Origin of the sequence: Haemophilus sp. HMSC066D02 (genome assembly GCF_001810545.1) — a bacterium.
Taxonomy (GTDB): Bacteria; Pseudomonadota; Gammaproteobacteria; order Enterobacterales; family Pasteurellaceae; genus Haemophilus_D.
The window spans coordinates 246,425-258,507 of sequence record NZ_KV801805.1; the positions used below are offsets into that span (position 1 = coordinate 246,425).

At 40.5% G+C, this 12,083-nt stretch carries 10 protein-coding genes, 1 tRNA gene and 1 pseudogene; 2 read left to right on the plus strand and 10 right to left on the minus strand.

The window, feature by feature from the left end:
- Positions 1-7 precede the first annotated feature (7 nt).
- The 5 genes from plsX to HMPREF2750_RS03865 all read right to left on the minus strand — a co-directional run bounded on the left by plsX (position 8) and on the right by HMPREF2750_RS03865 (position 4,711).
- Complete coding sequence (gene plsX / locus HMPREF2750_RS03845; RefSeq protein WP_070582616.1) at positions 8-1,027, minus strand: phosphate acyltransferase PlsX; 1,020 nt, start codon at positions 1,025-1,027, stop codon at positions 8-10.
- A gap of 21 nt (positions 1,028-1,048) precedes the next feature.
- Entirely contained in the window at positions 1,049-1,219 is a 171-nt protein-coding gene (rpmF, locus tag HMPREF2750_RS03850) for a 50S ribosomal protein L32 (protein ID WP_005544470.1), read from the minus strand.
- A gap of 22 nt (positions 1,220-1,241) precedes the next feature.
- The gene (yceD, locus tag HMPREF2750_RS03855) at positions 1,242-1,766 is read right to left on the minus strand and encodes a 23S rRNA accumulation protein YceD (protein WP_070582617.1); all 525 of its coding nucleotides are present in this window, start codon (positions 1,764-1,766) and stop codon (positions 1,242-1,244) included.
- Positions 1,767-1,899: 133 nt separating this feature from the next.
- Entirely contained in the window at positions 1,900-3,744 is a 1,845-nt protein-coding gene (locus HMPREF2750_RS03860) for an ABC transporter ATP-binding protein (protein ID WP_070582618.1), read from the minus strand.
- Positions 3,745-3,820: 76 nt separating this feature from the next.
- Positions 3,821-4,711, minus strand: a complete 891-nt coding sequence (locus HMPREF2750_RS03865) for a cupin domain-containing protein (RefSeq protein ID WP_070582619.1) — start codon at positions 4,709-4,711, stop codon at positions 3,821-3,823.
- A gap of 103 nt (positions 4,712-4,814) precedes the next feature.
- Here HMPREF2750_RS03865 and HMPREF2750_RS03870 point away from each other — a divergent pair, with 103 nt between their 5' ends.
- Positions 4,815-5,159 (plus strand): carboxymuconolactone decarboxylase family protein, encoded by a 345-nt coding sequence (locus HMPREF2750_RS03870; RefSeq protein ID WP_005698020.1) that lies wholly within the window; start codon positions 4,815-4,817, stop codon positions 5,157-5,159.
- Between the two features lie 71 nt (positions 5,160-5,230).
- Here the strand turns inward: HMPREF2750_RS03870 and HMPREF2750_RS03875 are convergent, their stop codons facing one another.
- Complete coding sequence (locus tag HMPREF2750_RS03875; RefSeq protein ID WP_070582620.1) at positions 5,231-6,286, minus strand: glycosyltransferase family 9 protein; 1,056 nt, start codon at positions 6,284-6,286, stop codon at positions 5,231-5,233.
- A gap of 77 nt (positions 6,287-6,363) precedes the next feature.
- Between HMPREF2750_RS03875 and HMPREF2750_RS03880 the strand changes: the two genes are divergently transcribed.
- The gene (locus tag HMPREF2750_RS03880; RefSeq protein WP_070582621.1) at positions 6,364-7,089 is read left to right on the plus strand and encodes a 3-deoxy-D-manno-octulosonic acid kinase; all 726 of its coding nucleotides are present in this window, start codon (positions 6,364-6,366) and stop codon (positions 7,087-7,089) included.
- 44 nt (positions 7,090-7,133) lie between these two features.
- Here HMPREF2750_RS03880 and HMPREF2750_RS03885 read toward each other — a convergent pair.
- From HMPREF2750_RS03885 to HMPREF2750_RS03900, 4 genes and pseudogenes are all read right to left on the minus strand, one after another.
- A pseudogene (locus tag HMPREF2750_RS03885) lies at positions 7,134-8,962 on the minus strand (monovalent cation:proton antiporter-2 (CPA2) family protein).
- A 59-nt stretch (positions 8,963-9,021) separates the two neighbouring features.
- Positions 9,022-9,098: transfer RNA gene (locus HMPREF2750_RS03890), tRNA-Ile, on the minus strand.
- Between the two features lie 90 nt (positions 9,099-9,188).
- On the minus strand, positions 9,189-11,255 hold the full coding sequence (glyS, locus tag HMPREF2750_RS03895; RefSeq protein ID WP_070582622.1) for a glycine--tRNA ligase subunit beta: 2,067 nt from the start codon (positions 11,253-11,255) through the stop codon (positions 9,189-9,191).
- A 42-nt stretch (positions 11,256-11,297) separates the two neighbouring features.
- Positions 11,298-11,864 carry a hypothetical protein gene (locus HMPREF2750_RS03900; protein ID WP_070582623.1) on the minus strand — a complete coding sequence of 189 codons (567 nt, stop codon included), beginning with the start codon at positions 11,862-11,864 and terminating at the stop codon, positions 11,298-11,300.
- Between the last annotated feature and the right edge of the window lie 219 nt (positions 11,865-12,083).

The window sequence follows — 12,083 nt, forward strand, 5'->3', positions numbered from 1 at the left end:
TTATTAATTAATAACGTTGTAAACCTGCCAAGATTTTTTGTGGAATTTGCAAACGAGCTTGTAAAGCTGCATCCGCAATTGCACGAGCAAATGCATCCACATTTGCGCTGCCATGACTTTTCACCACAACAGCCGTTAATCCGAGTAAAGATGCCCCATTATATTCATCTGGGTTAATGCGTTTCAAGCGATGATAAGCATCCTTAAAGAAAAAACGCAGAATAAATTTGGCAAATGATTTAAAAATAGGCTGCTTTTCTTTTCCTTTCAGAAGAGATAACAGATTCTTAGCTGCCCCTTCAAGGGTTTTTAATGCAATATTTCCCGAAAACCCATCACTCACGATCACATCAGCCACACCATTTAATAAAAAGTTACCTTCAATAAAGCCGGTATAATTAAGTGCGGTCGATTTTTCTAATAAATTCGCGGCTTCACGAATAGATTGATGCCCTTTAATTTCTTCCTCGCCAATGTTGAGTAAGGCAATACGTGGATAAACTAAGTTCAATCGGTTTTCGGCAAAGATCGAGCCCATGACGGCAAATTCATAAAGATTTTGAGCAGAACATTCTACGTTTGCGCCTAAATCTAACATCACGGTTTTATCACCCGTCATCGACGGTAATAAGGATACCAACGCAGGGCGTTGAATTCCTTCTAACGGCTGTAAGAGTACCTTTGATAATCCCATCAATGCGCCCGTATTTCCTGCGCTGACACAACCTTTCGCCTCTCCTTTCTGAACCATTTCAATAGCTAAACGCATCGACGTGCCTTTGCTATGACGCAATGCATGAGAAATACCTTGATTGTTATCAATAGTCTTAGTGCAATGATGAATTTGAATACGTTCTAAAAGAGAAGAAGGTGCATTTTCCAGTAAAGGGGAAATTTGTTGGCTATCGCCAAACAGCACTAAAGAGAGCATTGGATCTGCTTCCAACGCTGAAAGAGATGCGGGGATAGTAATACGGGGACCAATGTCCCCGCCCATCACATCTAACGCTAAGGTTAGACGGTTCAAGTGAATACCTTATAAGTAAAATTACTTATTGATCACTTTGCGACCACGGTAGTAACCGTCAGCAGTTACGTGGTGGCGTAAGTGAGTTTCACCGCTTGCTTTATCCACTGATACTGCAGCAGTAGTTAATGCATCGTGTGAACGACGCATATCACGACGTGAACGAGATTTTTTGTTTTGTTGAACAGCCATTGGCTATACTCCTAAATTTAATTTACTTTTGCTTTAAATTAGCTAATACAGCGAACGGGTTCGGTTTTTTTGCCAATTCTTCAGGCAATTCGCCAAAAACCTGTTCGTGCGCGGACACTTCACAGTGTTCAGATGAATGCATTGGAACAAGCGGTAGAGCTAAAATAAGTTCGTCTTCCACTGCACCAAGTAAATCTATTTCACCAAACTCATTAAATTCGATTGGCTCATAAATTTCCGGCAAGTCATCAGCCTGATCCCAATTAGCCACTGGACTATACGTAAAATGACACTCCAATGTTTGTTTGAATGGTTCACCACAACGTTGACAGTCTAATTCGACATCAACTTGTACTTGCCCTTTCATCACCACTAATTTTTGTGGATCAATATAAAACGATAATGTTACCTGTGCATCGCTGAGCACTTTCCCCGTAGATTCAGCTAAACGCACTAACTGACTAGCGGTATAATAACCATCATAATCAATTCTTTGTTGAGCGTCTTTAACCGGATCAACGGTTAGGGGTAGTTTTACCTTTTGCATAGGGTGCGAATATTACCTGTTGTCAATAAAATAGTCAAAGGAAATTCGCACTAATTATGAGAAAAGTTCAATCTCTATCTAAACTCTCTCAAGATTTACACCTTTGCAAAGTGCGGTCATTTTTTCCTTTGTTTTACTCGGCATGCTCACTCAAGAAGCCACCACTTTGGTGTTTCCAAAGTCGAGCATAAAGGCCATTTTGTTCAAGCAATTCTGCGTGAGTCCCTTGCTCGACAATTTGTCCTTTATCTAACACGATTAAACGATCCATTGCTGCAATAGTGGATAAACGGTGAGCAATGGCAATAACCGTTTTATTTTCCATCATCTTGTCGAGACTTTCTTGGATCGCTACTTCTACTTCTGAATCTAACGCACTGGTCGCTTCATCCAACAGTAAAATTGGTGCATCTTTTAACATAACACGTGCAATGGCAATACGTTGGCGTTGACCACCAGACAGTTTTACCCCACGTTCACCAACATGAGCATCATAGCCTTTTCTACCTTGCGCATCGCTGAGATAAGGGATGAAATCTGCCGCTTCCGCACGTTTAGCCGCATTTATCATTTCTTCGTCCGTAGCAGTTGGGCGACCATAAATGATGTTATCGCGAACAGAACGGTGTAAAAGCGAGGTATCTTGTGTAACAAGACCAATCTGACTACGAAGGCTTTCTTGGCTTACATCTAAAACATTTTGACCATCAATGGTAATTGAACCTTCTTGCGCTTCGTAGAAACGTAGAAGTAAATTCACAATGGTTGATTTACCTGCACCAGAACGACCAATTAAGCCCACTTTTTCACCCGGTTTGATGGTGAGATTAAAATGGTTAAGTAACGGTTTATTCGGATCATAGGCAAACGAAACATTATTAAATTTGATCTCACCTTGTTTTACTTCTAATGCAACACAATTTGGCTTATCAACAATGGTATGTGGTTTGGTTAGCGTTGCCATACCATCATTCACTGTGCCGATATTTTCAAATAAACGCGCTGATTCCCACATAATCCAACGAGAAAGGCCATTTACACGTAACGCCATTGCAGTTGCTGTAGCCACTGCTCCCACGCCAACTTGGCCGTTTTGCCACAACACCACGCCTAAAATCGCGGTACTTAACGTTAAGAAAATATTGGTTGCGTAAGTTAAGGTATCTAATGAACTCGCCAAACGCATCTGTGCATGCACGGTGACCATAAATTCTTCCATGGAACGTTTTGCATAATTCGCTTCTCTCGCATCATGTGAAAATAGTTTCACCGTTGCAATATTTGAGTAAGCATCTGTAATACGCCCTGTCATGAGAGATCGCGCATCAGCTTGTCGTTGTGCAGTTTTGGCTAAACGAGGAATAAGCAGACGTAAAATAGTCACAAATGCTACAATCCATAAGAAAAACGGCACTAAAAACCAAGTATCTAAAGCCGCAAGCACCAAGCCGGAGGTGATAAAATATACGGCAACATACACCAATATATCCGCAATGGTCATGACGGTATCACGCACTGCAAGGGCGGTTTGCATCACTTTCGCCGATACACGGCCTGCAAATTCATCTTGGTAGAAACTCAAGCTTTGGCCTAGCATCAAACGGTGGAAATTCCAACGCAAACGCATTGGAAATACCCCTTGTAGCGTTTGTAAGCGCACATTCACGCCCACAAATGACCATACAATACTGAAAATAAGTAAGGCAGCCATGCCAGCAAGCAAATGCCCTTTTTCTTGCCAAAGTGTAGTTGGTGAATAAGCACCCAGCCAATCCACCAATAATCCCATAAATTGGAAAAGTAAGGCTTCCATCACACCGGTACCAACCGTCAATACCGCGAGTAAAAAGATCCAGCCTTTCATGCCGTCAATGCTTGACCAAATAAAACGGAACAAGCCTTTTTCAGGCGTCGTTGGATTGCTTTCCGGATAAGGATTTAAACGGTTTTCAAACCATGAAAATATTTTATTAAACATAACAATACCTTAAAAAATTAAAGGCGACAGAGCCGCCTAAAGTGCGGTCATTATAACGCAAGTTTTAAACGATGGGCTAGGTTTTGCGAAATTGGCTCGGTGAAAGCCCATAAATTGCTTTAAACGCCTTACTAAAATGTGCTTCTGATTGATACCCCACTTCAAGAGCAATCGCTAAAATAGTCTTTTGCGTATTTTTCAATAAAACGGCCGCCATTTCTAACCGCACTTGTGTGAGAAATTTTCCTGGAGGCATCCCTAATTGCTGTTGAAAGATCCGCATAAAGGTCGCACGAGACATGGATGCTAACTCTGCTAATTGCGCAATATTCCAATCTAATTGAGGTGAAAACAGGATTTTTTCAAGGACTTGATTCAGCCTTTTATCTTGCAACGCGGCTAGTAAGCCTTGATTGAGCAAACCTATTTGCTGAGCATGACGCAAAATATAAATAAACAATACGTTTGATAATGCATCAATCACCGATTTTGTGCCTTGCTCCGGTTTCTCGGCTTCTTGTAAAAAAAGTGAAACCAAGGGCTGTACAGGTGTATTCTGTAGAGAAAGATGTAAATAGTCTGGTAATGAATCAATTAATAATGACGGTTTTTGGTAATAAAATGTCCCACAAAACATCTTCAGATCGGGCGTACCGGCCCCTATTTGATGGACATTAAAAAGTGCATTTGATTGCGCTTTCTGTAGGCTATTCTCTCTTTTTTGTTGAGAACTGCCCAAAAAGTGCGGTCGATTTTGAGGGAGAAAAAAGAGATCACCTTTCTTCAAATGAAACTGTTTTCCCGCAAAGGTTACCCAGCACTCACCTTGCTCGATTAAATGAAATAAACCTTGATATTCCGCCGCATCTGGCTGATGTTCAACTTGCCAATCCCCTTGAAACAAGCAGTGAATATTAATTTCCCCGCGCACTTGCGCCAGCTGTGTTAATTTATCTAAATAATCCATTGTGAGATTTTCCGTCTAAAAGTTAAGACAATTTGACAAGTATCATACGCTAATCTGCTTATAATTCCTCTCGAAATTTGTACTAAATTTAAGGAGAAAAACAATGTTTGCAGATTGGAAAAATGATGTAGCACACGTTAAAAAATCATTCGGTGCATTAGGTAAAAAATACCCTAAAATGTTACAAGCTTACGGCGCATTAGGTGCGGCGGCGGCAGAAGGTAACGTATTAGATGCTAAAACCCGTGAATTAATTGCATTAGCCGTTGCAGTAACAACACGTTGTGAAAGCTGCATTGGCGTGCACGCTGATGAAGCGGTGAAAGCAGGTGCAACTGAAGAAGAAGTGGCAGCAGCATTAGCGATGTCTATCGCATTAAATGCAGGTGCAGCTTACACCTATTCTCTTCGTGCATTAGAAGCTTACAACGCACAAAAAGGCGAATAATTCGCAAGGAACTTTATGATTCTTTTAGCCCTCATTTGAGGGCTTTTTTTATCTCTAAAATTGACCGCACTTTAAAATAAATTCAAAGCTCTCATCTGAGCCACCACTTGCTCTACCTGAATTTCAGCCATTAAATTTTTGCCTTTTAATTTTGTCGCCCAAGGCAATTCACTTGAAGGTTTTCCTTGTTCTTTTTGCACATTTTCTTCATATACCGATACCACATTATCCAGATTATGATAAGGTGCGGTGCGCAATGGATTGTGATAGGCATACAATCCAATCACTGGCGTGCCTTGCGTGGTAGCGATATGAGCTGGACCAGAATCGGGCGAGATGACTAAATTTGCTTGATGAATTAATGCAGCAAGCTGTTTCAAACTGGTTTTTCCTGAAGCATCAACCGGTTCAAAATCACAAAGTGCGGTAATTTTTTTCACCATTTCTAATTCGCGTTTTGCCGGTGAGCTGCAAAAAATTACATTCACATTATGTTGATGAGCAATATTTGCCACTTCAGCATAGCGCTCCATCAACCAATCTTTCTCAGCTTTACTAGAACAAGGAGAAATAATCAGATTTTTGCGTGTTGGATCAATAAACTGTTTGGCATATTCTCGATCTGCATCAGAAATTGCCAATTGCCAAGAAAGCATTTCCGCCTGTGGCACTCCTAGATAATCCGCAAAAGCCATGAAACCATCTAGCACATGAGGCGTTTCAGGATCTTGAACTCGACGATTCACAAATAACCATTGTCCTTCTCGAGAACGTTTTTTACCAAACCCAATTTTATATTTCGCTTGAATACCAAGAGAGATAATAGAAGCACGAAATGCCGTCTGCATATTCAAAAGCGCATCAAATTGATTGTTTTTCAAAAACATCCATAAATTCCACACGCCTTTCCAACCGCTCTTTTTATCGTAAGGAACCAGTTCCACGCCTTCAATGCCAGAAAGCAGACCCATTTCTGTTTTACCCACAATCCACGTTAATTTCGTTTGCAGCCAATGACGTTGAATATGCTGCACCACAGCAAGTGCATGGCAAACATCACCCACAGCAGACAAACGTAAAATACAAAGTGATTTAGGGGGAGAGGCAAAAAGTGGAGAATGGGACATTTGAGTTCCTCGCGCATTTAATTTCCGTCTATTTTAAAGTAGAATGAAAGCATTTTCTATTATTCGGTTCAACTAAAATGCTTGAATTCCAACAAGATAATCAATTCTTTCTTTTTAATCTCACAGAAAAACCAACAGAGCCCGCTTCATTTTTTGAATCGGCTTTTTGGAAAGAACAACAACGTATTACCGGTTCAGCCAAAGGACGCGGCACAACCTACTTCCTGGATACAAAAGATCTTTTTGGTGTAAACACTGCCCTTCGTCATTATTATCGCGGTGGTTTATGGGGGAAATTCAACAAAGATCGCTATCGTTTTCAATCATTTAGTGAAACTCGCAGCGTGGCGGAATTTCAGCTTTTAAATCAACTCCATCAAGCAGGCGTTGCTGCACCAAAACCGATTGCTGCACGTGTTAAAAAAGGCAAATTGGGTATTTGTTACCAAGCAGATATCTTAATTGAAAAGATCGAAAATGCCCAAGATCTGACCGCACTTTTACAAATTCAGCAATTGCCGAATGACATCTGGCAAGCCATTGGTAAATTAATTCGCCAGCTACATGATTTGCAAATCTGTCATACGGATCTCAACGCTCATAATATTCTCGTTCAACAACTCGGAAATGAACAAAAATGTTGGCTTATTGATTTCGATAAGTGCGGTCAAAAATCAGGAGATTCTTGGAAACAAGGCAACTTGGAAAGATTACACCGCTCTTTTGTCAAAGAAGTCGGCAGAATGAATATTCAATTCAATGAAGAAAATTGGGATGAATTGTTGAAAGGTTACAATCACTAAAACCAGCAAAAAACGAACCGCACTTTTGTGCGGTTTGTTGCATTTTAATCTTCATGCTCTTCTAATTCTTCATACTTAGGTTCAGTACTTAAAAGAATCTCTTGAATATGCTCTGCCATTTTTTGATCGCATTCACGAGCAATATCAATCATAGCTGGATTTTTAAATATGCCTTTGTCAGGATCATAAACTTGCGACATTAAGGCCACTTCATGGCGATCTGCGTCAAAATAATATTGACTGACTGCTTTTGCCATTTTAGGGGCCATGCCTAAATTGATAAGTGCTCGTTTACCTGCTCGGACTGCTGAATCAAAGGTTTCACGAATCACATCATCAGCTCCCGCTTGATATAGTGCGAAGGTATCAAAACGATCGAATGCTCGTGCGATGATTTTTATGCGAGGATTAATTTCTCGAGCAAAGTGGACGATTTGATTTGCTTGCGCCGGATTATTGATCGCTACAACAAGTAAATCAGCCTTTTCCAATCCTGCTGCAATTAAAATTCTGGACGAGAAGCATCACCAAAATAGGATTTTATTCCGTAATCATTAAAGCCTTTAATCATGGAAGGATCTAAATCTACGACGGTGGTATCGTAACCACTTAATCGCAGTAAATCATTCACTATCTGTCCGAAACGCCCCATCCCCAGAATTAAGATTGGATGCTGTTCATCAATTTCATCTGGCTGAATATCATCTGTCTTCGGTTTAGGCATCAGTTTTTCATAAAGAATTAATATAATCGGTGTAAACACCATCGAAAGCACAACAATCGCTGTCATATTCGCATTTATGGTTTGATCTATCACGCCTTCTGCTGTAGCAGCAGCAAATAAGACAAATGCAAACTCCCCACCTTGAGCCATTAAAAATGCTCGTTCCAATGCGGTTTTATGTGAGCTTTTTGCTACGCGAGCAACCAAGTAAATACAAAGACCTTTTGTGAGCATGAGAGAAATCACACCCAATAAAATCAATGACCAGTTTTCAATAACCACATCGAGATTTAATGACATTCCCACACCAAGGAAGAAAAGACCAAGTAACAAGCCGCGGAAAGGCTCGATATCAGCTTCAAGTTGGTGACGGAAAGAGGACTCGGATAGCATGACTCCCGCCACAAAAGCCCCCATTGCCATCGAAAGCCCGGCTTCTTCCATTAATAACCCCGAACCTAACACAACAAAGAGTGCAGCCGCAGTCATCACTTCGCGTGCTTTAGAGTTAGCGAGAATTTTGAAGACTGGATTCAGAATAAAACGCCCAATGAAAATCAACGCACCTAATGCCACCATCGCAATAAGTGCAGACTGCCACCAAACGATTTGAGATTCACGTTCAAAAGGTGATAAGAATGTAATCACCGCTAATAAAGGTACAATCAGCAAGTCTTCAAATAATAGAATTGAAACAATTTTTTGACCCGGTTTTGTTGAAAGTGCTTTACGTTCCCCAAGTACCTGCATCACAATTGCTGTTGACGTTAAAACAAAACCCGATGAACAAACAAAAGCGACTTCCCAAGACAAGCCAAATTGAGTCGCTACAACGGTCATCAGTACCGCAGAAATGACAACCTGCAAGCTACCTAATCCAAAAATCTGACGACGCAAACTCCAAAGATGAGAAGGTTTCATTTCAAGCCCAATCACGAATAAAAACATCACGACGCCAAATTCAGCAAGATGAATAATCGCTTGTGGATCATGAATAATATGCAATCCAAAAGGCCCAATAACTAATCCAGCCGCTAAATAACCTAGTACAGAACCTAATCCGATGCGTTTAAATAACGGCACGGCAACAACTGCAGCACCCAATAGCGCCACAACCCGGATTAGATCACCCGCTCCTTCCGCAACCATAGTTAACTCCTAAAATATTTTAAATATAAAAAAAGACCGCATAGTGCGATCTCGATAAATGGTCCCCCTTGCCGGACTTGAACCAGCGACCAAGCGATTATGAGTCGCCTGCTCTAACCGACTGAGCTAAAGGGGGAAAGTGCGGTTGATTATAGAGAAATAATCATTTGAAGTCTATATACAAAAGGATGGTCGTTGGAAAATTGACCATCCTTTTTTAGATTCATTATTGCAATACCGAAATATCCGCCACTTGTAAGAACAAGCCTTGTAACGTGTTTAAAATCGCTAAGCGGTTTTGGCGTAATGCTGGATCTTCAGCATTTACCATTACGTTATCAAAGAAACTGTCTACCGGTGCGCGTAAGTTCGCTAATTTATCTAATACTGCGGTGTAATCACCTTGTGCAATAAGCGGTTGTACTTCAGTGCGTAATGCAAGTACCGCTTCAGCAAGGGCTTTTTCTGCTGGCTCTACGCAAGCGGTCAAATTGATCTCGCCAATTGCAGCATCCGCTTTCGCTAAGATGTTACTTACACGTTTATTAGCTGCCGCTAACGCTTCCGCTGAATCTAAAGTACGGAAGTGTGAAACCGCACGCACACGCGCATCAAAATCAGCTGGGCGAGTTGGACGACGCGCCAATACCGATTGAATCACATCCACCGCAATGCCTTCATCTTGATACCATGCACGGAAACGGCCAAGCATGAAGTCCACTACATCGGCTACTACGTTTTGATTGGTTAGTTTATCACCGAAAAGTGCGGCTGATTTTTTCACTACATCTTCTAAATCAAGTGGTAAGTTTTTCTCAACAATAATACGTAACGCACCTAATGCCGCACGACGCAATGCAAATGGGTCTGCACTACCTTTTGGTGCTTGGCCGATACCAAAGATACCTGTTAGAGTATCAAATTTATCCGCTAAAGCGACCGCACTTGCCACCAAAGATTTCGGTAATTCATCACCTGCAAAGCGTGGCATATATTGTTCGTTTAACGCCACAGCCACTTCTTCATCTTCACCATCGTGACGAGCATAGTGCATGCCCATTACGCCTTGCGTATCGGTGAATTCGAATACCATGTTGGTCATCAAGTCACATTTTGACAGTAATCCTGCACGTTTTGCTTTCGCTTCGTCTGCACCGATTTGTTTTGCAATTTCGCCTGCAAGTTGCTCAATTCGGTCAGTTTTGTCTTTCAATGTGCCCAGTTGTTGTTGGAATAACACGGTTTCTAAACGTGGTAAACGATCAACCAGTTTTTGTTTTAAGTCGGTTTTGAAGAAGAATTCCGCATCGGTTAAACGAGGGCGAACCACTTTTTCGTTACCTTCGATAATCGCGGTTGGATCTTCTGGGTTGATGTTCGATACGAAAATAAAGTGCGGTAATAATTTGCCGTCTTTGTCATAAATCGGGAAATATTTTTGGTCACCTTTCATGGTGTAAACCAATGCTTCCGCTGGCACCGCTAAGAAACGTTCTTCAAATTTAGCCGCTAAGACGTTTGGATACTCCACCAACGAAGTCACTTCTTCAAGCAAGCTTTCTTCAATATCAGCCACGCCGCCAAGTGCGGTCGCTTTTGCTTGAGATTTTGCAAGGATTTCTGCTTTACGCTCGTTGAAATCAGCCACTACAGAACCTTTTTCACGTAATAATTGTGGATATTGGTCTGCATGTTGAATTTCAAATTCTTTCTCGCCTAAGAAACGGTGACCGCGAATAGTGCGCGCACTTGCCACACCTAAAATTTCGCCTTCGATTAACTCATCACCTAATAACATCGTCACGGTGTGAACCGGGCGGATAAATTGCACGGTTTTATCTGCCCAACGCATTGGTTTTGGAATTGGCAATTTCGCCAATGCATTGGCCACAATGTCGTTCAGTAAATTCTTAGTCGGTTGACCTTCAATTTTTGCACGATAAACGAGCCACTCACCTTTATCAGTCGCAATGCGTTCTGCTTGTTCAACAGTAATGCCACAACCACGTGCCCAGCCTTCTGCCGCTTTAGTTGGTTTACCTTCCGCATCAAAGGCTGCAGACACTGCAGGTCCACGTTTTTCGATTTCTTTGCTTGGTTGTTGTGTGGCTAAGTTCAACACTTTCACTGCTAAACGACGCGGTGCTGCAAACCATTCGATTTTGTCAAATGATAAGCCCGCTTGGTTTAATTCCGCCTCTACGTTATCCGCAAAAGAGGTCGCTAATGTTTTGAGAGCTTTTGGTGGCAGCTCTTCCGTGCCGATTTCTACTAGGAAGTTTTGGGTTGTCATTTTGGAGTCTCTATGTAAACATAATTTATATCATTATAAATATTAAGGCTTTAAACCAAATACTAATGCAAATGGTACCCAAACTGGCATTGTTAAAATAAATAACAATTGACCGTTACCAGTTTCAAAAAAAGGTCTTTTGTCAGTTACTACTATTGGTAGTGGGGTATCTAATTTATATTCATCAGTTAAATTATTTAAACCATAAAAAGTCTCAGCATCAGCCAAGAATGTTACTTTTATATATTGTTTTTCATAAGCTTCAGCTTGATATACTTTTTTTAATTTGATTAAGTCATCATCACTTAATAGATTTTTATCAATAAAAAGTGAGTATATAAGCTCATTAGAACTTTGCGTTAGTATTTGCAGGTTTAAAGCTTGTTTAGATACTTTATAATGGTAACTATCATAAAATTCTTTAAATTGTTGTATTGTTTTCTTATCTTTGCTCTTTAAATGATACAGTTTTTCATTTATCTGAACATGAATAGAATTATCAAAAAAACGTATATGTGTTATTTGTTTTTGAACAACGGAATTACTATTCGTACAACCTATTATTAACAATACGCAAATAAAAATTATTGAATATAGTTTCTTAATCATCTTTTATATTTCTCTGTTTTCACTTCTGCCAAATCTCCCCTACCCCTCTTTGCTAAAGAGGGGATTGGATCTTTGGAGAATTAAATATTTATGTTCTACTTTAACGTTTTTTGAAAGCAGATAATTTAATCTCTATTGAAATTAAAATGTAAATGAGTCAGTTACTATCAATTTACTCAAGAAATCCCCCTCTTTAGCAAAGAGGGGTAGGGGAGATTT

Coding starts and splice junctions, on each gene's coding strand:
- rpmF (WP_005544470.1), bottom strand. CDS start 1,219: ATGGCTGTTCAACAAAACAAAAAATCTCGTTCACGTCGTGATATGCGT.
- HMPREF2750_RS03860 (WP_070582618.1), bottom strand. CDS start 3,744: ATGTTTAATAAAATATTTTCATGGTTTGAAAACCGTTTAAATCCTTAT.
- HMPREF2750_RS03880 (WP_070582621.1), top strand. CDS start 6,364: ATGCTTGAATTCCAACAAGATAATCAATTCTTTCTTTTTAATCTCACA.
- HMPREF2750_RS03900 (WP_070582623.1), bottom strand. CDS start 11,864: ATGATTAAGAAACTATATTCAATAATTTTTATTTGCGTATTGTTAATA.
- HMPREF2750_RS03865 (WP_070582619.1), bottom strand. CDS start 4,711: ATGGATTATTTAGATAAATTAACACAGCTGGCGCAAGTGCGCGGGGAA.
- HMPREF2750_RS03875 (WP_070582620.1), bottom strand. CDS start 6,286: ATGTCCCATTCTCCACTTTTTGCCTCTCCCCCTAAATCACTTTGTATT.
- glyS (WP_070582622.1), bottom strand. CDS start 11,255: ATGACAACCCAAAACTTCCTAGTAGAAATCGGCACGGAAGAGCTGCCA.
- HMPREF2750_RS03870 (WP_005698020.1), top strand. CDS start 4,815: ATGTTTGCAGATTGGAAAAATGATGTAGCACACGTTAAAAAATCATTC.
- yceD (WP_070582617.1), bottom strand. CDS start 1,766: ATGCAAAAGGTAAAACTACCCCTAACCGTTGATCCGGTTAAAGACGCT.